Source organism: Paenibacillus thalictri (assembly GCF_004307995.1).
Classification (GTDB): Bacteria; Bacillota; Bacilli; order Paenibacillales; family NBRC-103111; genus Paenibacillus_AF; species Paenibacillus_AF thalictri.
On record NZ_SIRE01000004.1, the window covers coordinates 476,102 to 502,458 of the forward strand.

The 26,357-nt window shown below is 40.9% G+C and carries 20 protein-coding genes; 12 read left to right on the forward strand and 8 right to left on the reverse strand.

Annotated elements, in window-relative coordinates; all coding sequences use genetic code 11:
- Position 1: 1 nt before the first annotated feature.
- From EYB31_RS06495 to EYB31_RS06520, 6 genes are all read right to left on the reverse strand, one after another.
- Positions 2 to 2,392, reverse strand: a complete 2,391-nt coding sequence (locus tag EYB31_RS06495; protein ID WP_131012464.1) for a pPIWI_RE module domain-containing protein — start codon at positions 2,390 to 2,392, stop codon at positions 2 to 4.
- A complete protein-coding gene (locus tag EYB31_RS06500; protein ID WP_131012465.1) occupies positions 2,355 to 5,561 on the reverse strand; it encodes a pPIWI_RE_Z domain-containing protein in 3,207 nt (1,068 codons plus the stop codon). The genes EYB31_RS06495 and EYB31_RS06500 overlap by 38 nt, the downstream gene beginning before the upstream one ends.
- Before the next feature lie 32 nt (positions 5,562 to 5,593).
- Positions 5,594 to 6,745: a restriction endonuclease-related protein gene (locus EYB31_RS06505; RefSeq protein ID WP_131012466.1), complete on the reverse strand. Its 1,152-nt coding sequence runs from the start codon at positions 6,743 to 6,745 to the stop codon at positions 5,594 to 5,596.
- A 238-nt stretch (positions 6,746 to 6,983) separates the two neighbouring features.
- A complete protein-coding gene (locus tag EYB31_RS06510) occupies positions 6,984 to 7,919 on the reverse strand; it encodes a PD-(D/E)XK nuclease family protein (RefSeq protein ID WP_131012467.1) in 936 nt (311 codons plus the stop codon).
- Between the two features lie 28 nt (positions 7,920 to 7,947).
- Positions 7,948 to 9,732, reverse strand: a complete 1,785-nt coding sequence (locus EYB31_RS06515) for an ATP-dependent helicase (RefSeq protein WP_131012468.1) — start codon at positions 9,730 to 9,732, stop codon at positions 7,948 to 7,950.
- Between the two features lie 2 nt (positions 9,733 to 9,734).
- Positions 9,735 to 11,708 carry an ATP-dependent nuclease gene (locus EYB31_RS06520; protein WP_131012469.1) on the reverse strand — a complete coding sequence of 658 codons (1,974 nt, stop codon included), beginning with the start codon at positions 11,706 to 11,708 and terminating at the stop codon, positions 9,735 to 9,737.
- A 417-nt stretch (positions 11,709 to 12,125) separates the two neighbouring features.
- Between EYB31_RS06520 and EYB31_RS06525 the strand changes: the two genes are divergently transcribed.
- The 5 genes from EYB31_RS06525 to EYB31_RS06545 are packed head-to-tail and all read left to right on the forward strand — an operon-like array spanning position 12,126 to position 15,799.
- A complete protein-coding gene (locus EYB31_RS06525; protein ID WP_131012470.1) occupies positions 12,126 to 13,061 on the forward strand; it encodes a DUF932 domain-containing protein in 936 nt (311 codons plus the stop codon).
- Positions 13,062 to 13,075: 14 nt separating this feature from the next.
- Positions 13,076 to 13,699 carry a RadC family protein gene (radC, locus tag EYB31_RS06530; protein ID WP_131012471.1) on the forward strand — a complete coding sequence of 208 codons (624 nt, stop codon included), beginning with the start codon at positions 13,076 to 13,078 and terminating at the stop codon, positions 13,697 to 13,699.
- A gap of 38 nt (positions 13,700 to 13,737) precedes the next feature.
- Positions 13,738 to 14,706 carry a YqaJ viral recombinase family nuclease gene (locus EYB31_RS06535; RefSeq protein WP_131012472.1) on the forward strand — a complete coding sequence of 323 codons (969 nt, stop codon included), beginning with the start codon at positions 13,738 to 13,740 and terminating at the stop codon, positions 14,704 to 14,706.
- Positions 14,696 to 15,439 carry a Rad52/Rad22 family DNA repair protein gene (locus EYB31_RS06540; RefSeq protein WP_131012473.1) on the forward strand — a complete coding sequence of 248 codons (744 nt, stop codon included), beginning with the start codon at positions 14,696 to 14,698 and terminating at the stop codon, positions 15,437 to 15,439. Before EYB31_RS06535 ends, EYB31_RS06540 begins: the two co-directional genes overlap by 11 nt.
- A gap of 60 nt (positions 15,440 to 15,499) precedes the next feature.
- Positions 15,500 to 15,799, forward strand: a complete 300-nt coding sequence (locus EYB31_RS06545) for a DUF960 family protein (RefSeq protein WP_165452258.1) — start codon at positions 15,500 to 15,502, stop codon at positions 15,797 to 15,799.
- Positions 15,800 to 15,903: 104 nt separating this feature from the next.
- On the opposite strand, the gene EYB31_RS06550 is transcribed toward EYB31_RS06545, so the two are convergent.
- Entirely contained in the window at positions 15,904 to 16,248 is a 345-nt protein-coding gene (locus tag EYB31_RS06550; protein ID WP_165452259.1) for a helix-turn-helix domain-containing protein, read from the reverse strand.
- A 193-nt stretch (positions 16,249 to 16,441) separates the two neighbouring features.
- Here EYB31_RS06550 and EYB31_RS06555 point away from each other — a divergent pair, with 193 nt between their 5' ends.
- Both EYB31_RS06555 and EYB31_RS06560 read left to right on the forward strand, forming a co-directional pair.
- A complete protein-coding gene (locus EYB31_RS06555) occupies positions 16,442 to 18,103 on the forward strand; it encodes a hypothetical protein (protein WP_131012476.1) in 1,662 nt (553 codons plus the stop codon).
- Between the two features lie 282 nt (positions 18,104 to 18,385).
- Positions 18,386 to 19,702: a copper amine oxidase N-terminal domain-containing protein gene (locus EYB31_RS06560; RefSeq protein WP_131012477.1), complete on the forward strand. Its 1,317-nt coding sequence runs from the start codon at positions 18,386 to 18,388 to the stop codon at positions 19,700 to 19,702.
- A gap of 50 nt (positions 19,703 to 19,752) precedes the next feature.
- Here the strand turns inward: EYB31_RS06560 and EYB31_RS06565 are convergent, their stop codons facing one another.
- Positions 19,753 to 20,919 carry a hypothetical protein gene (locus tag EYB31_RS06565; protein WP_131012478.1) on the reverse strand — a complete coding sequence of 389 codons (1,167 nt, stop codon included), beginning with the start codon at positions 20,917 to 20,919 and terminating at the stop codon, positions 19,753 to 19,755.
- Positions 20,920 to 21,190: 271 nt separating this feature from the next.
- Between EYB31_RS06565 and EYB31_RS06570 the strand changes: the two genes are divergently transcribed.
- The 5 genes from EYB31_RS06570 (at position 21,191) to EYB31_RS06590 (ending at position 26,140) form a co-directional block, all read left to right on the forward strand.
- A complete protein-coding gene (locus EYB31_RS06570) occupies positions 21,191 to 21,388 on the forward strand; it encodes a helix-turn-helix domain-containing protein (RefSeq protein ID WP_131012479.1) in 198 nt (65 codons plus the stop codon).
- Positions 21,389 to 22,708 (forward strand): hypothetical protein, encoded by a 1,320-nt coding sequence (locus EYB31_RS06575; protein ID WP_131012480.1) that lies wholly within the window; start codon positions 21,389 to 21,391, stop codon positions 22,706 to 22,708.
- 306 nt (positions 22,709 to 23,014) lie between these two features.
- A complete protein-coding gene (locus tag EYB31_RS06580; protein WP_131012481.1) occupies positions 23,015 to 24,916 on the forward strand; it encodes a hypothetical protein in 1,902 nt (633 codons plus the stop codon).
- Between the two features lie 80 nt (positions 24,917 to 24,996).
- Positions 24,997 to 25,641 carry an SEL1-like repeat protein gene (locus EYB31_RS06585; RefSeq protein WP_131012482.1) on the forward strand — a complete coding sequence of 215 codons (645 nt, stop codon included), beginning with the start codon at positions 24,997 to 24,999 and terminating at the stop codon, positions 25,639 to 25,641.
- A 52-nt stretch (positions 25,642 to 25,693) separates the two neighbouring features.
- Positions 25,694 to 26,140: a hypothetical protein gene (locus tag EYB31_RS06590; protein ID WP_131012483.1), complete on the forward strand. Its 447-nt coding sequence runs from the start codon at positions 25,694 to 25,696 to the stop codon at positions 26,138 to 26,140.
- Positions 26,141 to 26,357: the final 217 nt, after the last annotated feature.

Consider the following 26,357-nt stretch of genomic DNA (forward strand, 5'->3'; position numbering starts at 1 on the left):
ATCACATACTTTCCAAAGTCAACGCATATTCCTTGGCCTTGATCGCCATGTGAAGCGGTAAAGGAAATAAAGTATCATCATTATACTGATAACTTGTCCCTTTTCTAAGCTGATGTGCTAAAATAGCCAACTGCTCCTGCGTTTGCGAAGAACCACACACAGGGACTACAATCTCTAATGCCGTTTCTTTGCGATTATATTGGTAAGGATTATCGAGCTTAGTCAGTCCAGCAGCTGCTTGAACTGAGCTTGGTTTTTTAGCAACACTGAAATAAATAAAGTCATTTAACTTATAAAGATTTGTGTTTGTTGCCTGAGGCCACACCTCTACATGTTCATGTTGCTTTACACGCCCAATCGTTTTATAACCTATCAAAGACCACTCAGGAGCTTCGTATCCCGACTCGTCCCTAAATCGTATTACAGAAATTTCCTTAGTTGATAAAAACGACTCTCCACTGAAATGAAAATCCGAAGTACTAATCTGGCCGTTGTTAAACCAGGGGATAGTCCCCCGAATGTTCTGCGCATGGGCGAATATAACCACTTTATTTGACTTTAAATTCTGGATGGTCTGCGCAATGAAGCTTTTGCTTTTGTCTGGCTGGAGTGAAAGCCGATGAATTTCCAAGGACTTCTGCCCCAGAACAATTAAAGCCTCGCGGTAAGGTAACCATTCTAGTCCTGGAGCCGTCAAGTAAATTTCACCACGTTCAATTAAACACATAATCGGATAATCCAACGTCTGGTTTCTCATCATATTTTTTCGCTTATCAATATTATAAATTCCGATATATGCTGTATCTTGTGTTACTAAACCTGATATTCTAGCCCCAACCATTCCCAATTGTCTTAACAAATCTTGAGCAGCTCTGCTAAATCGATGAGCACTGTTCTTTGAAGGATCATCAGACAATTGATTGATAAATTGAACAAGGCGATTGGAGCGGGCAAATGCGTAGCGCAACAATTGCTTAGGATCTAATAGTTGATCGTTAAATTGATCTTTAGACGGCAACTCGAATAAACATGCTGTGAATCGTTTTATCGGTAAGAATTCATTCATTAACTTAGGCAAATGCTCTTTAAGCGCTATCGCTTTGTTAACTTCTTTAGCCTTTATAATGTTTATATCCAGATTGCTTCGGATGGGTATTATGTTGATATTACTCTGGCAGTGCTCCAGTTCCCCGAGTAAACTCTCTTTAGTTAAATCGAGCCAGGCTTCATTTTCGTAGTAAATTTCAAAATCAATTTCTTCAGGAAACAAAAAATCCGATTCTTTTTTCCTTACGTTTACAGTTGAACGCACTTTTTGTACTTTTTGTAATACATTTTCAAGATTATCGGCAATACTTTGGGCGAATCCATACCTCTCAGGCATGCCTGCTCCAGCTTCCATAAGAGTTTTATTTTTTAAATGGGTGCTGTGAGGCACCGCTAATATGCAAGATGTTTCCGCTGCTTCTAAATAGCGAAGCGAATCGTCCATCCACTCCGCACATAACGGAAGTAACGAATTAAACCCTGTTTTCTTCAAAATAGCTCCGATTCGATTTCCCCAGTACCATCCCTCATCATTTCTTGATGCTTCAATTAATGTAAACCCGGATGGAGAGTCTCCAATCGCCCAAGGAAACTGTTCCTTTAAATAGACATGAAATCTTTTACTATTAGGATAAATCTTTTCATTAGTCACCCATCTTAATGTTTCTACATGAATATACAGGTATGGTTTAGGCACAAAAGGAATGGTTTGAACACTTAAATTAATTCTGTATGAGAATTTAAAGTCGTTTTTCTCAAGTGGGGGCCAGCTCACCAATTGTCCAAATCTTTCATTTTGTACGGGAATAAAGTCAATCGTTTGCTCCAAGGACTCTATCGCATATTTTCCTCTGAGTCGGTTTGCCAGAAACTTGGGTAAATAATGAAAAACAAAACGATCATCAAATTTCACTCTATTCTTTTCATCAACTGTATATTTAAATTGCCGCAATTCCGGAGTCCACTCCATACCCTCAAGATGCTCGGACTCCAACTCAGCTTTGAATGTCAAACCAAACCACGCCGATATTAGCTTACGGATGTGCCCCAGATCAATTGGGTGCTCTGCAAACAACCACGGTTCGTTTATATTCCAATCAATTCGATTATTAATAAACAATAAATCCGATAATAAACTAAACATAGATTCATGAAGTGAAACTAAGGGCATTTTTTGCATACGCTTGTCGTTCTCAACCTTGATCCGATCTCGAAGCCTGACTGGAAAAAACAAAGCAAATCCTTCAATATTATACGCATCCTGTTCCAGTGGGATCATATGAAGATAAGCGTGATCGCCAGTATATTTAGGCGTAGTTTTCGTACCCGTCTTCTTTTTTGTCATTCTGAATTACTCCCTCCAGATTATCCAAACCGTTAATCATCGCGTCAAATAGTACTTTTATAATTGGAGAGTCTATGTCGGAATCAGCCTTTCTCACAAACTCGTCTTTCATGGCCAGAAGTAGGCTGGTTTCACTACTGTCTGCTTCTTTTATAGCACTCTTCGGAGCGAAACTAGCATCCACATATAGTATTCTGGCATCAACACCACCGCGAATTAAACGTCCAATTAGTTGCCAAATATTAACGAACAAATCAAGAATTAAATGCCTTTTTTCATCCTCATCCATAGATTGAAAACCTTTATTTCCGCGAATTACATCTTTCTGAATGATATAGGCAGTTTTGCGAATATGATCCACTTGCCCTTTTAAATCTTCATGTTCTGTCGATTGCTTGTAAGCTTTAAGAGCAAACTCATTAATTCGATTAACAACGCGTGAAGTATCATAAGGTCTAGGAAATGGTCGTACCAGAAATAAAGCAGTAGAAAAGGCAGCAACTTTTCTGCCATCATTCTCCGTTAAAATGTTATGGCCTCTTTCTAGCGCCATCAAAGGAGCAACCAGAATGTTGCCCCCAGATTTTGCAAACAAGGATACTTTTTGCCGCGGCCATGCCCCTTCCTCATTCACGGCATTTTCCTTCACCAAGTGATAAATCTGATTGGAATCATCAGCATTCTTTCTTAATTCGTTCGCTACATGCCATGCTTCGACGTAGGATCCGACAACCAGCAAAATTCGTTCTCTTCCAGTTGGGCATCTTTTCAACTCATTTTCCAAAACTTCCTTTGTGAGGGTTCTCCGAGCCAGCATCCTTAGTGTTTCAAAGCGCGATTCGCCCTTTTTTCCGGAAATTTTTAATGGTTCATTATTTCGGGTATACGCTGGTGTAAATGTCTGTGCGATCCGCGGTATCTGATCATTTTTACGTTCCACAATATAGGAAACAGGCACATCCACATGATATTTAGGTGAGCCAGGAAGATAGCTTGTACCACTTAATAAAACTGCATCTGCACCATTGCATCCATCTAGTTTTGAGAATAGCGAGCTCAGATTGGTTAAAACATGACGTCCTACTCCAATGTATCTCATTAACTTGAATGCCCCATTTTTTGCATGGGCCTTTTCATCACTCACGTATTGAAAACCAAGCCATATCCCTGTCGGAGCTGTAGGCACAATGCCATCGTAATCTCGAGGTACTCCTTTAAAAATAGAATATAAGTTACTTTGATTTGCGAGTGCTTCGCCCAAATCAGCTTGTACTCCTTCAAAGTTATGAATTAGATAAAATAAACGATTCTCTAGATACAAAACTGAAAGCGCAAATTTCAGTTTATTTTGTAATCTCTGCAGGTGATCTTTCGGGAATAAATACTCAACTGCTAACTGCTTTAGAAAGAGCTCCAGATACATATCTGCATTTTGATCAAGTATAGCGTGGTAGGCAAAATACAGAGAAGGGGACTCCTCAAATTCCACCAAATCTCCAAACTCTTCATTAGATCTGACATTTTGAATCAATTTTTGAAATCTATCATGCAATTCGTGATAAAACTCCGTTTTCTCCTTTGCTTCTTCTATAAAGTCTTCGAAATCAAATATCTCTGCTAAAAACTGCTTAATGAGTTTATATCCCGTGAAAAATTGTTTCCCAACAAAATCAAAAATACTTTTCTCCTGATGTAATTGCCCGTAGATATGAATTGTTGCCCCCATTGCATTGTGTACAGCTCTTATCCATTCACTTACATGAGGCTTCTGTAGACATGTTTTATCTTTTCTTAAATAATTATTAATCTTATCATGTATATTCTCAAGCCAGCTTCCCTCCGTACCAGCGATGTCTTCTGTAGGCGCAAACATATCATCAAGTTGAGATTGAACACGATCAGCCTCATCTACCAAAATTAGGTCCGTTTGTCTTAGAACATATTCCAACATCCTCATAGTGCTTTCACTGATTGCTGGTGGCAAAGAACTTAATACCAGTCCTTGAATCGTAGAAACAATCACATCTGCATCAGGCAAGTCATGAAAAGCATGATGATATTCACATTGATGGAAATAAGGACATAGTTTCTTTACTCCCCCTTGTTCCATATGAAAACATGGTGGTCTTGCTGTTGTATTCATATCTTGGAGGCTCTGAACAAGACATACATCAGTGAGATAACGCATGGCAGGTCTTTTTAATTCATCTAAACTTTCAAATTCTTTTTGTAAGGAATAAAAATATTGTTCGACATGTTTTTTTCGTTCATTGGCGCTTATAATGGGAACACATTTAATGTCCATTTTATGGAACATGTCTACTTTTTCCAATACTGCCGTAACATCGCCAACCACAAGCACTGTTTTACCGTTTCTGTGTTTCGCGACATGATAGGCTATTACATCCATTATGGTTGTTTTGCCTGCCGATAATGTGCCTAGCCAATGCTGGGTACCATTTATAATCAAGTTCTCGGATTTCATCAATCGAGATTCAGACCACTCAGAAAATTGAAGGTTTTGAATTCGACCCTGCCAATCAGACGACACACCTTTTTTCTGATCTAACACGTCCATTTCTTTGGCCGACTTCATAAGCTCTTCCTTTGAGATCTCCAATCGCTTCGATCTTTTCAAAGAACTTTCTATTAACGATACTTTCTTATCAATTAAATATTCGGGTAGCTTGGTTGAGACAGTAATACGATTAAATTCATCGTAATAAGAAATCTTTTTCTCCGAGATCACAAAGGTTTGTAAATTTGGCTTGTGAGCAAGTGTGGAACTCAGTATACGTTCATATGCATCTGCGCGGCTCTCCCCTTGTTTGGGTGGTTGCCAATAAAACACTCCATAATCGTCGATAGCAACATGAAGATATCTCAGTGGCTCAGATAGATAACATCGTAATGTTTCATTAATGTATCGTTTTGCCTTGAATTTAGGAAGAAGAATCTGAAGGTTTTGCCAAGCCAATTGATAATCTTCATTCCGTTCCTTCAAATAAGGATAAAAGGTTCCGGTAAACAAATAAGGAAGCTGCTCAGTTGTATGTAATTGGACAGGTAAAAGCTTTCGCATTCCGTAAACAGCTAATTCAATAGAAACAATCGCTTCTACCCTTTCATCTCGCAGGTCGGTTTTTAAGATTGAAGCTACCGCCTTCAACTGGTCTTTCGCAGTAATTGATAAGGAGACCCTCATTGTCCACCAGCTCTCAACAGCTTTATTTTCTTATCAATCGCCTTCAGTGTTTGAGCAACACTTTTAACCTGTACACCTTTTTGAGCTTTCGGCTTGTACAGGTACATAAATCTATCAAAATATGCATCCGATTTGTAGTCAGGAAATACAAGAAAAGCCTTCTTCCATGAATGTGGATCTAAAAAATGAGGAGACGCCTGTGCTAAGCTGGCTGAGCAAGACCAATCCTTCAAATCAAAAACCCACACTTCTCCATCTTCAAATTGAATCCTCAAATCAAATTTGTCAAACTCGGGATACAATTCCACCTTAAGATTCGTTTTTAGATATCGTTTTACTATTGTGCGGTAAAGTGACATCTCCGTTAACCCAGGATCGACAATATAACGACGGATCCCCCTCTTTACTCTCATAAGCTTCCGACTTTGAATATGTTTCTTTTTGGTCTCAAATTCACCGATAAGCTTCCGACACTTCTCTGTATCGCATTCAAAGCGGCCTTCCTTCGTCTTTTTTAATGTCCAACCGCATCTTGGACAAAGATTAATAATTCCGTTTATGGCATAGTAAGAGGGAACTGCCTCATAGAATGATCGAAGTTCACCTTCGTAATTCAGCAGTTCTTCATTATTGTTGTCTATAGAGAGACTCACGTTCGGATCAAGCGTGCTGTGTTCAATAAGAAATCTACGAACTTCTCGGTAGACCGATTCTTTCCCCGCCAACTTCAATTTGTTTCTTAAGGCCATAAATGCCCTCGTATCCTGTTCATAAATTGGATCATCGCCTTCTTGCGCAATATTGACACAATAATCGGTGATTCCTAACTGCTTATCGTATAATATAGGCGGTGATTCATCTTCCTCGTATGAAAACCATTTTTCACATTGAGGAAACTGCCATTTATTTAACGGCAGTGACCACCAGTTTATCTGCTCATCAAGTGTTAAAGGAAAACGAACTGTCAAATGATTGGCTAAAGAGATCAGTTGCAGCCGACCAGAAGCAATCCTCCATGAGGCTGGTAGACCGGCCAGGTTCCCGTTTTCTCGTCCATCATCTATTTCACATAGACCTCTGGCAAGTAAACGTATCGCATCAAAAAAATAATTTTGATATTCACTTGAATCAGACTCAAAATGAAACATCTCTGCTCCCCCTTCGCTTATCAAGTATTTATTGTAAAGGAATTCAAGTCCAACTCTTTAATTTTCTACCTATTTCGACAATTCTCATTTCAGTTCCTGCCTAGTCAATCATTTTTCAATATTAAACAAAATAACCACCGCTTCTAATTTAAGAAACGTTGGTTATTTATTGGGGAGGGGTTAGACAAAAGCTCACATTTCGGTAGTTTGTGACTGAAGCTGGAGAAAATCCGAAGTGCTAAACCAACTTATCTGTGCATAAATCCCGGAAGTTACAGCCACGACATTTCATCTTTGCTGGTGAAGTCGGGAATCTATCTTGAGGATAGGGTTTGTTTCTTTTCGCGTCTTCAAGCAAAAGCTGCATTTGTGAAACACTTTGTTTAACTCGTTCAGTGACCCGGTCTACTTTACTTCCATCTACCTGATAAGATTTGTACTGACCTGTTAAAAGATATTCCAGCCTAATCTCGGCCTTATCAATCGGAACCTGATATTTATTATTCAGGAATAAGGCATACAGCAATAGTTGCTCTTCGTTTTCTTCATCCTCTAGTCCTGTCTTCCAATCGACAATGACCCAACGGTCTTCCGATTGTAAATGATATAGTACATCCAGCTTCACAAAGACAGGAGTATCTTCCACTTGAAATGTGTTCAACTGCTCTACTTCAACAATCCTGTTGTCTTTCAATAAAAGATCCTGTAAACTTCGGCAATTGCGTAGATTTTCCACACACTGCTTAATTCTTTCATTCACCTTGATTACACGGTTTTGAGGCAGTCTACCTTCATAATACATCTCATGAAGCATCATTGACTTCTTCGGTGCTTGCAGCCATTGTGACATGTTCCGGGAATCCGTGAAGGCACGATTAAGATAATTTCGTAATTGCTGTTCAAGAATGCTGACATTAACAGTAAGCTTGTTTAACTTCAAACTTTCTTTCAGTACCCGTTCTAGAAGCTGATGCAGCGCATCTCCAAACAGAATATAAAGATTGGCGAGTTGCTTCAGCCGATAAGCAGATTTTGCTTCTTCAGGCGAATCTCTCAACCATCCGTTATGCGAAGCATAATACTGATAATAATATTTTCTCTGACATTCTTGAAAAATAGTGTCCCTTGTTTGTGACCAAGACCATTCTGGATATTCGCGATACTCGAATGCCATCTCAATCTCCTTTAACTATCACCTAATATCAAGGTCGTTGTGTATCCCAATCAAAGAGTGCTTTCCAAAATATTGATGGCTGTTTCCAACGACCGTTTCGAATCTTCGATCTCACTAAATAGCAACGACTTTTCGCTCTACTTACACATACAAAAAGAATCCGATGTTCCTCTTCGATTTTTCTTTGAGTTGTGCTTCGAAAACTAGGGAAGTATCCCTCTTCAAGACCTAAGAGTATTACGGCTTCAAATTCTAAACCTTTTGATGAGTGACGTGTGCTAATTGTTACTTGTTTACTTGGCTTGCCTAGTTGACCAAAGTCACGAATGGAAAATGAAGTAAACTTACCTTCTCTGGCCACGTTTAGTAAATTCTCTAGATTATCAACCTCATCGGGATAAGTATCTGATTTATCTAGCAGTTGTTTCAATCCTGATTTATCCAACAGACACTCAATCCATTCACATAAGTTTTCACTCTTGGCTTCACTTGTCTTTAATAAATCATAAAGCTTTCTTTTTTCAACCATGATCCTCTTCCCAGAGATATCAATATCATGTTTAATCAATAAACTTTTCCAAAACAAAAATAAAGATTCAAAGCTAACTTCTTGAGAATTTGAAAGCCATAATGAACAGTTTTCAAGCCACATGACCACTTGAGTACGTTCAAACTCGTGCTTGACTAAATAGTAAGGAATCCCTTTTTCATCAAAAAGCTCACTTAATCCTTTTAATTCAGCTTTCCCTGCCACAAGAACCGCAATCTCTTCACGTGGGATGCCTGACTCAAGACAATTGGGAATAACCCAATTTACCACATGTTCATATTGTTCATGTATTTCACCTTCACAAACATGAAAATCAAATCGCGCTTTCTCATTTATTCTTGTTCCAGCTTGATAGTTTCTTTTCACTGGTGAATTTAGCGCGATTTCAGAGGCATTAATGATATCCTGATTGCTCCTATAATTTGTCTCTAGTTTAATAGATCTCATATTAGGTAATGCATATAGCTCCAGTAGATAATCGGGAACAGCGCCGTTAAAGCCATAAATCGATTGGTCCGGATCACCAACTGAAAAAAAATGACTCTTCGTTCCTTTCATTAATGCAAGAATCATTTCATGTAAAGGTCTTCCAAGGTCTTGATATTCATCAATCAGTATCCAAGGGAATTTTGCTTCTAAGCAATTTCGAACATATTCTTCATTCTGAATAAACTGAGTTGCAAATTTTACGATCGAAATAAAATCCACAACCCCCATTTTCATCAACTTCTCTTCGTATAACACGGCAGCTTTAGCAGCCAAATCGTATGTCGCTATGTTAACCTTAGATTGTCCACTTAAACTCGAACTTCGTTCACTGTCCATTTCTGTTGAGCTTAGATCTCTTTCTTGTATGCCGAGCTCTGCTCTGACTTGTTGAAAAAGAATATTTTTCTTTTTATTTGATATGATTCTGAGTGGTAATGGAATTCCATAATGCGGGTATAATTTTGCGAAGGGAATGAGTACCTCTGCAATACAAAAAGAATGGACTGTTCCCAGAAATACATTATTTCTTTCTCTCACACCTAGTTCCCTTAAACGTTTTTTGAATTCTTTTGCCGCTTCATTACTGAAAGTAACGCAGGCAAGTCCCCTTGGTTCCTTTATCTCCATGAGGAGGTTCACTATTTTCATAGTCAGTACTGTTGTTTTCCCGCTCCCGGGTCCGGCAAGCACAACAGTATTATCACTGGATTGGAAAGCTTCATACTGCTGATTATCTTCCTTAATCTGTAGAAGTTTCTTCTCATATTTCCTCATTTTTATACATCTACTTTCTTACATATAAATTCGATTGCCTCTCTAATATATTCCGGAATATGCTCCTCTTTACAGTATAATGCCAGACGCTGTGCAAATCTGCCTTTACCAATTCGGCTATGAGGTGATTCGATCTGAGAAAGACATTTCCAATATTCAGATGCCTCTAAATTTTTCTTGAAGTTTTCCTTTTGCGTATCCCCGCCTGATGTCAGCTCGTTAAATACTTTACAAATATCCTCGCTACTTTGAATATCTCCATGACATTCATCCATAATATCTACTTCAGACGTATAACGTCCGATGAAGAAACCACTTTCACGGAACAATTGATCTCTTTTATCAATATCCTTTGGAATTGTATTGGGCTTCATCATTCCAAGATCAACAATCGCATTCTCTATTATCTCAAGACCTAAATACCCGTACCCTGCAGATGAACTAGTAGGGATATGGTACTTCCTCTTCCCATCGACGATCTCATAATAATCTCCATCCGTAACAACTGCAAATGGAATCTCCAAAGCTCTTAGCAACTTAATATATGGCTTGAAATTCGTAGAATTAATATTACATACAATGATACCTTTATAATCCAACGGCTGCCCCATAAGCTCTGCAAACTTCGGAATGAGGTATTCTTCTGTTATACCTTCGACTAATAATACTCCTTGACCAAAGTATATTTCCCCACGTTTTGCATCTATATATCTGGCCAGGTCATTATATTCTTCTGGCGTGAAAACAAGTGATGCACTCGAGCAAGCTTTCGTTTTCCCCTTGCCTTCCCTATAGAGATGTAACACTGATTGAAGCGGAGTGATTGCAGCAATATGCGTAGAATGGGTCGTCATTAGAACAGAAGTTGTCGACCTACTGAAAACATCTTTGTAAATTGTACGTTGAATTGCCGGGTGTAGATGTGCCTCTGGTTCTTCAATAGCTAATATTGTCGTTCCTTCGTCAATAGGGTTGTTAATATCCATAAACTCGTACAGATCCTTCTCAACTGAAGAAGTCAATACTACTTTAAGAACCCTATTCCCTAACGAATCAGGTACATATGCGTTAGCCAAAATATTCTTCTTGTCATAAGCTTGAAGCTTTGAATATAACTCCTGATTTAAGAACGCCGGTATTGTGCGGTCTTCAATTGATAATAAAATAAGAGTGATGTATAAAATATTGGTTAATCCTAGACTCGTATCTCCTGTAGAGCGTCCTCCAAGAAGCAACTTTAATGCATAGAGAATTCGACTCGCGTTTACTTCGTTAGTCCCCAAGTTAATAGCATCTGGTGAAACGTCAATGAACTTCTTAAACCTCTCGTTTATCCTTCTCTCGAGATCCTGAAGCTCACCTAACGCAAGGATCTGATCGTTCTGTACCTTCATGCTGGTGGCAATTGTTTCAAGAGCGGTTTTATCAATGCTATATCCTTTAAGCAGGGAAACAAGCGGAGATTTTCTTCCGCTCTTAATCTCAGCCTCCACATCACGCACAGGCTTAATGACTTTTAAGTTCAAATATTTACGATCCGTGTGCGTGAATTCATTATCCTCATTATCTCCTTTAAATATTTTATAATCATAGCCTTCAACTGATCCATCTTCCTTAAATCTAGGAAAATAACGATATGTCAACCGAATTGTATCCGGATTTACCGATATGGTGGCATCACTTAATTGACATAAAAGATTCTTATTATGCTTAATGTGTTCAATTTCAATTACAATTTCGACGATTTCCCCATTCTCCATCGGAGATACTATGGCATTATAGAAATCAGTCTCCTCTAGGTAACGGTCTTGATCGCTCAATTGAGGATCGAGAATTAACTGAATTGCTCTTAAAAAATTAGTTTTCCCTACGTTGTTCTCCCCAACAACGACTTGCTTCTCTTTTAGTTTGACATCCACCATTTCAAAATTCCGATAATTTTTGATCTTCACCCTTGAAATAAAAGGAGATTGCATGGTTATTCCTCCGTTGTAGTTAGTCAGTTATCTGCTAAATATACATTAGTTCGACAATTTACAGATATATCCTGCGAAATTCTAGAGGAAATTTACACATAGAAAAAAGAAGTCGGCATCCTTTATAGGGATTATTAGGAAATTGTTGCATTAACACAACGTTTGTTCTAATCCTTCATTTAGGTTGTCGCAGAATTGAAGGCCATTCCTTTATTCGATTAGCAGGATATCGGCACCTAAAATAATGTCAATAACTCTTGTAGCGCGTATAGCGCCACAAATCAAATCTATATTATTACAATAATACAGACATGAAGCTGAGTAGAAAGTAACCACTCGTTCGACTTTCATGTCTTTTTAAATAAAATGCATCTAAACATGCTGTTTTATAAATCAAATTAATAGGAGATGATTCAAATGCCAGCCAACATCGAAACCATGTTCTACGTAAGACAAGCCCCATGGCACGGACTCGGAAATCGGGTCGAACACGCACTCAGTTCAGAAGAAGCTCTACATGCCGCCGAACTCGATTGGGAGGTTATCCAGAAATCCATCCAAACCGAGGATTATGCCGAAATCCCCGGCTACAAAGCGAACATCCGAGCAACCGATCAACGGTTGCTCGGCGTTGTTTCGGACAGATACAAGATCGTCCAGAACCATCAGGCGTTTGCTTTTACTGATGAATTGCTTGGTGAAGGAGTTCGCTTCGAGACTGCCGGAAGCTTGCAAAACGGCAGGAAAGTATGGCTGCTTGCTCGCCCGCCGGAAAACTACATCATTGCTGGAGATCGCATCAGCCCTTACTTGGTGTTCTCCAACAGCCATGACGGCAGCGGAAGCATCAAGGTGGCGATGACGCCGGTTCGTGTCGTTTGCCAAAACACCTTGAATTTGGCTCTTCAAAATGCCAAGCGAATTTGGACAACCATTCATGCCGGAGACATCCCGGCGAAACTGGATGAAGCACGGAAGACATTGCTTTATGCCGAATTGTACATGGACAGACTTGGAGCGGAAGTTGAGCGGATGAATCGCATCAAAATCCCCGATCACAAAGTCAAGGAGTACATGGAGTTCCTACTGCCTTTGCCGGATAATGCAACGAAAGTGCAAGAAAGGAATGTCCAGCAGTTGCGCGACGATTTTCAAGCAAGATATTTCGATGCTCCTGATCTGAAGGAGGTCGGGAAAAACGGGTATCGTTTTATCAATGCCGTGTCGGATTTTGCCACTCATGCCAAGCCGCTTCGAGATACAGCTTCCTTCAAGGAAAACCTGTTCCTTCGAACGATGGAAGGCAATCCGCTGATTGATAAAGCTCATGAACTGATCTTGGCTTCGGCCTAATGTGGAGGTTGAGAATGTCGGAACAAATACCATACGAATTCAGACGGCTGCTGGCGGACTCGCTTTGCGAAAAACCTGGCAGCTATATTATGGAGCAGTTATTTTCTGTGTTCCCAAGGACCGAGGATTTGATCGAAGCTACTGAACAGGAACTGACTGCATCGATCAAAGGCGTAGGAAATATTAAGGCCCGACAAATTGTAGCCGCGCTGTCGCTTGCTCGTTCCTTAATGCCTCCCAAACTCCCTTCCTATAAAATCTGCTCTCCCGCCGATGTATACAGGCTTGTAGAACCGGAACTTCGTTATGCAAAAAGAGAACACTTCATCTGTCTATTCCTGAATACCAAGAACGTGATCATCGCTAAGGAATTAATTGCCCTTGGGAGTCTTAACGCTTGCATCGTTCATCCAAGAGAAGTATTCCGCCAAGCCATTAAACGTTGCAGTGCTTCGATCATTTGTGTGCACAACCATCCGAGCGGTAATCCCGAACCAAGTCCGGAAGATGTCGAAATCACGAAAAGGCTAATGTCCGCCGGTACGATCATCGGTATCGATGTACTGGATCATGTCATTATCGGCGATCAGCGTTATATCAGCCTAACAGAGCGCGGGTTAATGTCTCTCACACATTAATCCGCGTATCCTTTTATTTGGAGGTAAATATAAAATCGATGGCTACAGCACTTAAATTTCATGCAGACATTTTAGTCGAGACCAACCGATTATCGCATGCTCAATGGCTAAACTATCGCCGCGGCGGAATCGGCGGCTCAGATATTGCAGCCATTTGCGGGTTATCCAAATGGCGAACACCTATTCATGTTTATCTGGAAAAGCTGGGCGAAGCTCCGGAAGAGTCATTCAGCGAGGCCGCAGAATGGGGGACACGGCTTGAACCCCTGATCGCGGACAAGTTCGCCAGCGAACATCCCGAATGGGCGATTACCGAGAAGCCGGTCATCTATTGCCACCCTGAACAGCGATGGGCGCTCGGCAATCTGGATCGTATGCTGATATGCCCACGACGCGGTCGCGGTATTTTTGCCAGCGAGTTTCTCCGCCACGAATGGGACAATGACAACATTCCAGATTATTATTACGTACAACTCCAATGGTACATGTATGTCACCGGGTTGGAATGGGGGTATTTCGCTGCGCTCATCGGAGGGAATAAATACCGTGAGTACGAAGTGATGCGTGATGACAATATGATTTCCCAACTTGCACGTCTTGCCGGAGACTTCTGGCACCATTATGTACTGGCAAGAAGCTGCCCGCCGGTTGACGGCTCGGAAGCTTGCGTCAAGTTGTTGAACCGTCTGTATCCGGAAGCAACCGGCAGTATCATCCTTCCTGAAGGCGAAGCTGGACGAATCGGTACATATCTTGATTACAAACAACAACAGCGCCAGTTGGAAGTAGCAATTACCGAAATTGAAAATCGGTTCAAATCGCTGCTCGGAGAGCACGCCACAGGGACAACCGATGAGTATATTGTGAAATGGCAAAATCGCAACCGAACCGGCGTGGACAGCAAGATCCTGAAAGATATGCACCCCGATATCTTTGAAGCATGCTCGAAGATGACCCACTACCGACAATTCAGCATCAAAAAGGCGGGTAAGTCGAATGACGACTAGAGCGGGAACCTTATTCGAACAACTGAATGCCCCCTTCCCCTTCGCAGAATACCAATACGATTCATTCGGCGATCATTGCTACATTTCGGGTCAATCGGTTACGGAACGATTGAATCAAGTGCTGGGTGTTGGCTACTGGAAGTATGAAGGATTGCAACATACCGAAAAAATCGTCCAAGACCCGAACGGGAAAAATCCGCGTGTCAAGATTTATGTCCAGTTCAGCTTCTTTAATGCCGACTTGCAAGAATGGATTACGTTTATCGATGTTGGCAGTGAGCAAATAAAAACGGGTATGAACGAAGGAGATGCCACTAAGAGCGCAATCACGGACGGGATGAAAAAGTGTGCCAGCCGCATTGGCGTGGCCAGCGATCTGTACAAAGGGTTAATTCGATGGAACAAGCAACAGCAGACCATTCTCTTGCCCGATCATTATCAGCAGTATTATCAAGAAAAATGCTGGGTGAATGCTCCTGTTGCCACTTCTCCTTCTTTATCTAACAACCGTACATCACGCAAATCCGAGTTAACCGACAAACTCAAGAACAAGTCTTCTGCCATCCAACAAAAAATCAAAGCAGCATGGCAAGAGTTAGCCGGGAGCTTGGATGGACTGGATGAGTGGTATGCAAAGAAGCAACAAGAGCAAGCTACCGATCAGCAATTGTTAAGCATTCTTCAAAAGAAGTTGATCGAAAAAAGGAGCGCGGCGAGTGCGCAAATTAAATAAACGGTCGGACATCTCATCCGGCCGTTTATTTGTGTATTTATGTTCAGGGAGATGATGACCATGTTTACCGGAGACAAATACTGTACGCCAGGCATTCGATCCCGGATTCCCGTTTACTTGCAAAACATACTGTGGTACATGATCGAAACAATGGTAGTCCCGCACAAGGATGATCTACAAGTTTTTCAATTAGAAGGCGTTTATGAAGCCGGCAAGTGGAAGCAAAAAATCGTCCACTCCCAAGCACAATCGGATTACAGCCAATCATACGCCATCTGCACAAAAAGCATCTTTACCTGCAAAATCTTCGTCATCGACGACCGCACGCATTGCACCATGTTACTGGCAGAAGAGTATTAAGTCCGTACCGAAATTTGTGTATTTTGGTATATATATTATAACCAGGACATCATGCTAGATGATGGTCACCAGAAACGCGGGGGAACGTAGGAACGTCTCCCCTCTTATTTTTTGTCTCGAAACCAAAGAACCTGCTTCACGAACTCATAAACAGCCTTCTTCTCTTCTTCCGTTCTTCCACGCAGTTCAAAGAGGATTTTATCCGCATAAGATGGCTCCGCCTCGATAGCGGTGCCATGATCGAAGTGGAACAATTCATCCAGTCTCGTATCCAGCGCTGTTGCAATTTTATCTAAAGTCACAATAGTCGGGCTCTTTTCACCGCGCTCTACTTGTCCCAAATAGGAAGTGTTTAACCCGGATTTAAAAGCGAGTTTTTCCTGGCTTAGTCCTCTGCTCTGTCGTAAAGCTCTGATCTTTTCACCAACCAAAACCGCAATATTACTCACACAACCACCTATCTTCCTGCCTTATATATCAAACGATAGATGGTCTAACACATAGTAACAACGCACTATAGAAACTATATTTAATAGCGTCTATAGACATTGATAAAAGATGTCGAATTTCATATACTTAATGGAGAATCTTGGGGAATTCAGTTTTATCCTGTACTAGAATTCCAGAAGGGAGAAGTCATATTTGTCTATTGAAATTACGAATCAGACAGAGACAGTTCGCAAAAAATCGTTATTTAAGAGGTGGTGGCTGTGGCTTTTAGTCCTTATCGGAGTTGTTGTCATCATCGGGGCTCTTGCTTCCTCGAATCCAAAACCACTCGAATTATCAGACTTATCCGGAGAAAGTAAGGAAAGCGCTATTGCCAAGCTCGGCAAACCGGATAAATCATGGATCGTTCGAGACGATGAGGACGGCTTCTATTACATGTATCCGTTCGGGGTTACACTGTTTGGCAATGGAAACTTGGTATCGGAGATTTCTCTGACTTATGCCGAGGACGGAGCTAAAAGCAATAAGAAATACAGCATCCTCGGAATGACCTTAGGTATGAATTTTAATGACTACACCAAAGAAAATCCCGATGTTTTTCGAGCACCGAATCTGGATCTGGTCTCCCCGGAAGGACAGCGCTCTCGTATGTATCATGATATGCAGGAAGACACCATTCTGAACTTGCTCACCGAGTCCGACCGCATCGTCGGTGTCCGTTATGTCCACTACACAAATAGCGACGAGTCGAATGCGGTAGACCTTGCCAACTACATTGGAAATATCAAGCCGGAGCAACTTATGGGAGAGTTAGGCGTGACATCTACGATTACTGGTAATGCAGAAAACACGTACTACTTTGGACAAGCCAATAAGGCCAACTGGGTCAAAAGCGATACCGCGAACGGTCAAATTCGCGAGATCACGATCACAGACGGACGATTCTTTAATATCGGTGGTCAGCGTGTCGGAGATACTGCGGAACAGGCCGCCGCGGCGCTTGGCACCCCGATTTCTACAACAGAAGAAGCGGATGGAGTGACCGTCAGTACGTTTAAATACTCAGCGCCCAATACATTAAACGATTGTATCGTAGAAGTTCGCAGCTCCAACGGAAAAATCGTCTCTATACAGGCAACCTTACAATCTACACTCGCCGATTCGTTATTGCCATCGGTCGAAGAGAGAGAGTCTGCGCCTGTAACGGAGAAATCATCGGATACGCCTACAGATACTTGGCCAACGCTAAGTTTGGAGCAACAGATTGAATTCAACCAATATTTCAGTGAATTCAGTGCAGTGAACTTCGGTACTTCCCCTTATATCAAGGATAGTGCGATCAGTTCGTACAGTGCGGATGAACTCATTCGATTTGCAATTGAGCGGAATCTAAAATTTGGTCAAGACAACAGCTATAGTTTCGATCCGAAAAACGACAATGAGTTGATCATGCATCAAGACTTGGTTGCTGAAGTTATCGAACAATTCTTTGGCATTCAAATTAATCACAAGTCCATTTCCGGTTACAAATATAAAGACGGATTCTATCGATGGGATGCGTACAGATGGGTATATACGGATTCTAACCTATTCTCTCAAGTACAACGGTTATTGGATAATCAGGACGGCACATTGACGGGTGAAATTGGCGTATATCAGGACCTGAACGACTATGGCTTCTTTAATAATGAAGACCCAAACAATTTGCAGGCTAAAGCCATTCGCTATCAACCTCAAACTGCTTGGTCGGATGCTTCAAACTTTTCTTATATCGGCACAGTAAAAGCAACGATTAAACAGTCGGATTCCAAGAGCTGGATCGTGACTGATTATAAAGTGGAGAGCATGTACTGAGTTTATGAAAACTTCACTTTAGGAAAGGGGAAAACAATCTTGATCGCTGTTTACGTACTACTTTGTATTCCTTTTGGCTGGGCCTTTATTAGCCGTTTGCAGAAGAACGTCACTGTGTTCACTTCTATTTCCAACTACATCGTATATAAGATTATTCTGGCTACTTTCATCGGATGGACGGTAGCTCCGTTTTATCTGATCTACTTTATCTTCAAAATCATTCGTGGGTCTAAGAGTAAAAAAGAAGCACCAACAAAATAATCGAAAGAAAGTAGGACTCCCATGAAAAAACCATTATTCAGCATGATTCTTATTATTGCCCTGTCATTCTCCATGTTTCAGACGGCATTTGCATCATCCGATCTTTACTTTAAACTTGGTCAAAATGAAGATGGTCCACACATCTCAATAACTGAAGATGGTGTCGAAATGTTCCCAGTTGATCAGATATTTAAGTTTGTTGATCCTGCGGATCAAGGTGGGGAATATGTTAATCTGAATCAATCTCCATGGCAGTCTAGTATAGTATTTCAAAATCGGTGCTTTGTAATAACAAGAGGATCGACAGAAATTAATGAAATGATAAATAGTGATGCAGGCTGTTTTGAAGTTAAGAAAACCTATACGATAGAGAAACCGGCACGTTATTTAGATGATCCGACAAAAGGTGTTCTTGCACCACTAAGTTTTATCAGTAAAGTTTTATCAGATAACCCTGACAATAACTTCACTAAATTCGAAACAAAATATGATGATAACAATGATATACTGACGTTCACTCCATATACAAAGAGTGCAGCCGGAACAAGTAAGAAGCAAATCGTTAATCCCGTCAAGCTTGCGATGAAGATCAACAGTCCTTGGTTGTTGACAGCAGATGACGGTAAGAACTTTGACGATAACGATCATAGCGTCACTCCCGTTATCCGTGGCGGCAGCACACTACTTCCTATTGCACCTGTTATCCAACGATTAGGCGGAACTACCACATGGAATGAGGATGAACGGAAAGTCACGATCAGTCTCGCAGATACCACAATTGATCTCTGGATCGATTTAAATATCGCGTCCGTGAATGGAGTTAAGAAAAAATTAGAAGTTGCACCGACAATAATCAACGGGAGAACAATGACTCCTCTTAGATTCGTTACGGAAAACCTCGGAGCCACAGTTAGCTGGGATCAAGGTTCCCAAATGATATTGTTGTATTATGGTGGAGCTGAAGAAAAGGCCGCCGATTTATTAGAATTCAGTTTTAAAATCGGCATACTTGATGCTACCCAAAAGAGTCAGGATAACCGAAAATCATTGGTTGATATTGTGAGCGAGAATCAAAAGAAACATGATATGGTGCAATATAATGATAATGACCCATTGGATTATTACGGAAACACGATACACGTTGGAGATACTGTGATGTCTGGGACATTTTATGGCGTTGTAAAGAAAATAGACCGAACCAAGGTCCTCGTTTATTGGAACAGAGCCAATTATCTAGTTATTGGAAAAGGTGAGGAACTTAAGACAGCTGCACTATTTGGTATCGACTGGTTAGGTGAACAATGGTTTGAGGCTAAAACAGTTACAGTCAGTAATTGAATAACTCCCCCTGTTTCGGCAGCTTCATTCTTTTACTTTTTGAAAAACAACTAATTAACAACAACTCTCAATAGCTGCGTAAACTCCTTATCCATTTCTTCAACCAAATTGGGGATATGCCTGTATCCCCAATTAACAGGAATGGTAACGGGGTTTATGCCGCTTTTTTTAATTTTTTTAATCAAGGCATTGAATGCTTCTACTCTTTTGAGTTCCGTCGCATCCTCACTATATGCCATCTTCGCCTTATGAATGGAACGTTTCTGATTGATCAACAACAACACTTCAATCATTTTGTTAATTGTCTTGGACTTGTACTGAGTATTGCCCTGGATCATCCGCTTCGCTTCTTCCAAAGTATAATAATCCTCGAATCCGACCGTCTTCTCATAATAATCATAGATCAGTTTTCTCGACAATTCCTCATTCATAAAATGATGACAATCACGGTACCTCCAGCCTAGTTTCTGCTTTAAGCTGTTTGTTTTCCCATTCAGACATTGAATTTCAATCCGAATAATTTGGTTCGCATCTTCAAGCCTCTCATAGTCCGCAAACTCACTTTGCATTTGGTACTCTTTGTTATAAATATTGACTCCTACTGAGTGGCCCTTTGTCTGTATATAGAAGCTATTCTTATAAGCGACCTGCCTCCCAGACTTTTTATCCAATTCCGTAACAAGATAAAAGTGAGCAGGGATATCTGCCCTGCTGATTAACTCCATATAGGCTTCATGTAAGACCGTACGGATATTGATACAGTAATCAATTCGTTTGACCTGATACTCGTCAATGGCATTAAGTTTGTAAAATAGTTGTAATGGGCTTAACTCCACACGCTCTTGAAGCGGCTTTAAGGCCTCCTTGAACCGATCACATATTTGTGGGAATTCACTTGCCTTTGCGACCTTTACATACTCTCGTTTTTGTATAAGTGCTTTTGGATTTAGTCGTATTTCAATAGCATGATAGTAGATTCCAGATGAAAATTCCTCTGCATACTTTTCACACGAGAACCTCGGACCCTTGAGTAACGTACGACGGAGTAAAATGGTAATACCACGGCTACCGTAAAGGGTATATACATTTAAATCGGGACACCTTTTATCTCGATAGCGCCTGGAATTCTGTTCGTCAGACAGCTTCTCCAAAATAGATTTAATAATTGGATAGTCGATTGCCTGAATTGGTTGAAATAATAATACGGTGTGGAACATAGTTATTTCTCCCTTCCTCAATATACTACCTGCACAATTTTGTGGTTAAACAATTGCTTTTCATGTTACGGAAAAATAACTGATAATTATAAATATTGTTAATTAATATTATTAATAAAATAAATACATATATATCGCCTCATCTCTTTTTTTAGACATTCAATTAAATAACTGTTATGTAAAATGTAATAAAATATAAGGTCGTGCAACAAAGTTAGAGTTGATTTAATAAACAGTAGATTAATAAAAATTGCGTGAGGAGCGTGAAAAAATGTATGATGATTACAATGAAATTTTGACCGTTTCACAATTAGCCGAGTTGCTTCAAATCGGTTTAAATACTGCTTATTATCTGGTGAATTCTGGCGAGATCGAATCGTTCAAAGTTAAAAACTCTTACCGTGTACAACGAAGTGCCATAACTGATTACATAATTAGTAGGAGCAAAAGGAAATTGGGGGAAGATTGAATGTTGCATTCAGAATTCATTATTGAGAGAAAAAAAGCGCTGTTCTCAGATAAAAATAATATGAATTTCCCGGAAAAATATCACATTCAAAAAAATGTACTTTTCCCACCTGCCTTTTTTGATAGATTAAACGATGCTACGAGCCCTACAGAATTCAAGCTGCTCTGCATTATCCACCATCATTTGTATTTGTTTCCCGATACAATTGCAAACTTTATCGATAATAAAGGGCTTGAAATTGATATAATTGATGATCTCACACAACATCTTGCCTTGATTACCCACGTAGCTACAAAGACAAACGAGCAACCTATAGAGGAATCGGTAGCCATTCCTTATGTTAATCAACTGATGAAGTTCCTTATTAATAAGGAAGAGAATGAGGAATTGGATCTAAAAGATCATGATCCCAATAACGAGACTCGTCTACATGGCGATGATATCTCTTATCTGCCTCGGGAACAAAAAGCAGACGCAATAATCATCGATTTAACCACTTATAACTCTCACTTACCCCCGCAAGCTCTTCCGCTACGGGCATTCATTGCTATATATCAACAACTGCATAATGAACTTAAATACAGTAAGGGGAAGAGACCCAGTATTGAGGCATACAAAAACTTCGGGGGTAATCTTACTCCTGAAAGAAAGCTACATAATCGCTATTGGGGTTATTTTCGTAATTCATTGCAAATGGTTCCTTCATCCAGTTGGAATTTAAATTTGGTGCTCTTTGAATGGGAGTATAATATCGTCTTAGCCAGCCACATCAATGAAGCTACAAAGGAACTGCCGAATGCTTTTAAGCTCTGGTCACGCAAAGTGTTGAGTTTGACCGCATTATTGCCTATCGTTGAGAGCAGATTGTTTTTAATTAAATACTATACTGAGCATCAAATATCGATTTTGGAAGAAACAAATTGGAGTGCACCCACACTCTCAGTAAAAAAATCAAATATCACCGATGCAATGCTTAAACTCGCTTCAGATTGGATTTCAATGTCCTTAATTATTATCCCCATATTGGAAATTAACACACAACGCATATTGGCCGATGAAGATAGCACCCTTTTGGAAGAGCTATTGGATGGAGAAACTCCCCGCTTAATTTTAAAGGATGTTGAAGAAATTGAAGAAACCTTGCATGAGATTCACCACGTCCAGTCCCTTTATAGAAAACATAAGCTTTGGGATATCCAGTTGATAATAAACGAATTTCTAAAAGCAAACCCCGACGATAATTTTACAATTGACAGTCAGACGATTGAACTCGTTTGTAATTTTGTGAGAGACAAGTATTTTCGTGACTTCCTGACATAATGCTCCGAACAAGTTCAAGTGCTCACATATTATAGAAAAGCCATCTTTCCCCGACGGGAGAGATGGCTTTTCTATTTCCATTTCACAATCTTTGAATTTTGTCAACCGATCTAAATCATTCCCATTTTTTATGTAATATCCCGAATCGACAAATCCCTCTAGACTGAAATTGTAAGTTCACACGAGGGAGGAGAATAAATGTCGAGCAAACACTCAAATCCAGTAATAGCCCTTAAGCCGCCTTAAGTCACTTCAAATTCTTACATGATCTTTGAAAACCAAATAGTCCTAAAAGGGGAGTACGCTATGACAGCCAACACAGCAAGTCTGTCCAGCATCCTGAGGGGTGTAGCTGATTCCGTTAAAAACGGCCAGCAATTTGAGGCCGCTCTGATTGAACCTCTCAACAAATTCTTGGCCTCAGAATCGCTTCGTACCAATTTTCTGATAAAAGAAGATGGGAGCGTGAGCGTAATCAGACGTACAAAGGAATTCAAGCTTTCCAATACTTTTGTTCTGCCCATAGGTGACAAAATTATTCACCATCCTGACCATGACGAACGATACCTTAAAGTCATTTGCTTGATGAAGGGCGCCTGGCATGCGCCGATATATCTTTCTCCAAGTCAGCTAAGGAATGATCAAGACTGGGTGAGGAAATCACTCGGTTTCAAATCCGTAATCTGGGGAAGTTACAGTTACGTTGTCGAGTACGTCAATACGTTATGTGCGCTTGTGCCAACTGTTCATGAGTACGCCTATATTGGCTGGTCAAAGACCCATACAGGTATTTATATCACCGGAAGTGGAGTAATTGGAGACAGCGGAACGCTTGATATTGCTGCTCATCCTTCTATTCAGAAGTTCGAGCTTCCGAAACCGGAAATCACGAAATACACTGCTCTAAAAACTGTCATTGAGACGTTTCTTGAACTTGGTTCGCATGGCTTCACTTTCACTGCACTGTCGTATATGCTTCTCGGTTGTTACAAATCGTTGTTGGAGCAGCTCCCTTTTAGCCCTGAATTTGTATATTACATTTATGGCACGACTGGAAGCAGGAAGACCGCCTCTAGCAAAGTATTCTTCAACACCTTCAACGATTGGGAGAGAGTCCCTGTGAATTTCACAGCCACTGCGCCCGCTATTGAGTTACAAAGAATGCTACGGCGGGATACCGTCCTCTTAATTGATGACATCCCCCCTACTGTCAGTCTCCAGGAGCGGAATGTCATTCAATCGAAGCTTGAAGCTATTTTTCGGTCAACCGGCGATTCTACCGGACGTCAAAAGATGGTGAGTCCGAATCATAGCATGGAGATGAAAGCACAAGGGCTGGCGGCAGTGACGGCGGAAGACGTATATGTAAAGAGCGCATCATCGTTAGCCCGCGGCTTCTTTGTCAAGATGGATTCCAACACAGTCAGACTTGACAAGTTATCCCTTGCACAGCGCCTTCACAATCATTATTCAGCTATGATTTATCACTTTATCGAATACATCTCGAAAGATGTGAATTCGTTCGTCACCCGTGTGGCCGACTTGTACAAGACATACGAGCATTTCTTTTCTCGTCATCATGAAACTGCACATGGCAGACAGATTGCAAGTGCCGCGTGGCTTCAAACGTCGTTTGAAATCTTTCTAGAATTTGCTCTGGCTCACGAAGTTCTGGAAGAAGATGAAATGACGGAGTTGCTTCAAGAGAATGAAGACATCCTGCATGACAAAGTTGCCGAAATGGTCAAACATAGTCATGCAAATGGGGAAGTCGAGCTTTTTGTTCGAGCCATCAAGGAATTGCTGGCTTCTGGATCACTGCTCTTATCCGACATTAAGCTGATAGACCGAAGCAAAACTGCGGACTTACCTCCGTCACACCCAAAAGCGCTTGGCTACCGTGATTCGGCGTTCATCTACTTGTTGAGCGATTCTGTTTATAACCGAGTATGCGCACACTATGCCAAGCAGAACAAAACATTTCCCGTAACACAGGAGATGCTATGGAGCAGCTTGCAGGACAAAAAACTGCTTGTACCGGATCGCAACAAAGACGGCACTCGAACTGTTCGTTTAACGGTTAACGGAGATCGCATCCCGGTTATCCGTTTGAACCGCGAAGTGTACGAATGTTGGGGAGAACATCCTTATGACGTGGATGCTAGATTTTTGCCAGGCAGCTTGGCAGGAATGCTTAACTTCCGATAACTACTGCGGTTATCCTGCCGAGTTCTAGCCGGGCAATGCCCATCGTGCCAAAACAAATATACTGAAGGAGTGTTTCCACCATGCGTTCAAAGCCTCCCATATTCGAACGTTTCATCATAGCGGACTGTCTCTACCATCAAGTGTTGAATGATGAAGAAAGTACTGCATTCGACCAATTAAAAGCAGAAGCCCGCAATCGAAATCCCTGGGCTGTAACGCGGCTAGCTCAACTCGCCATTGAAGGAAGGTCCATGTATTACGATGTTAAAAACTCAGTTGAACATGGGATACAAATGCTCCTCCCATTGGCAGAACGCGGGTTTGCATTCGCACAATACAGGCTGGCGGAGGCTTATCTGATGTTAGACCAAGAAGCAAAAGCCATTGATTTATTGGAAAAATGCCTGAAAGCAAGGATTCCAGATGCCGCACATAGGCTTGCCCTGCTATACGAACATCAAAATCCTAAGCGCGCAGAAAAATGCCTCAAACTCGCAGAGAAGTGGGGATTTAATGAAGCAGAGTTTGTTGAATCAGCTAGAGGCAAAGCCATCTCGAATAACAATACTGCTTCTAGTAATCTGCCTATTACCGATACGAACTTTGACCGTGAAATTGACTCCGATTATGTTGAACGAAAGTCGGTGCTCTGGCTGAATAGAAATCGTTGGGAGTCGACGTCAGATGTGCAAGTCTACAAATCCAGGAGTTCAAACGGGCAGTAATGGAAAACTCCATAAAGTGATTTATACATCATAATAGTAGGAGGAACATGAAATGCGTCGAGCAAAACAAGAACTGACACAAGCTGATGTGTCTAAATTGTGGGATGAAGAAACATGCTTGCTTCATCTGGAAAAGGAGAAGTTGAACCTTGCATGGCTGTTATTCCGCCTTCTATTTCCATCCAATAGTCATCGTACCAAGCTGTATTGTCCTAATCGCACCGAACATCCAACTGATCGGATGATTAGGTTGGGATATTCTGAATTCGATCATACTCTTGTTCTCGCTGTATTGAGGTCGTGGATTGATCTGGAAGAAAAGCATTTCGACCTTACCAGTGCTTGGGATGAAGCAAGCGATGAAACAGGAGATTATCGTTGCATCGTCACGAGCCACAGATTCCTTTGTCCCGTGTTGTTAGTTAGGACGCTGATTAAATTTCTTATTCAGTTTTCAAAGCATATTCAATACTTAGGAGAGAGCTACAAAGTCGGTTGAACGTCAAGCCTCATCCCTCAATATAAACACTACTTTAAACGGAGGTATCAAAATGGAAAAAATCACTTTGTCAGTTAAAGATGCCGCTAATGTGAATGCTAATCTAAATTGTGACCACCCTGCAGGGGTTCGCTCATCAAAAAAATGACCACCTGAGCATCACTTTCCTGTAACCTTGGAGTTGCTGAGACAACAAGGGATACAGGAGGAAAGGGAA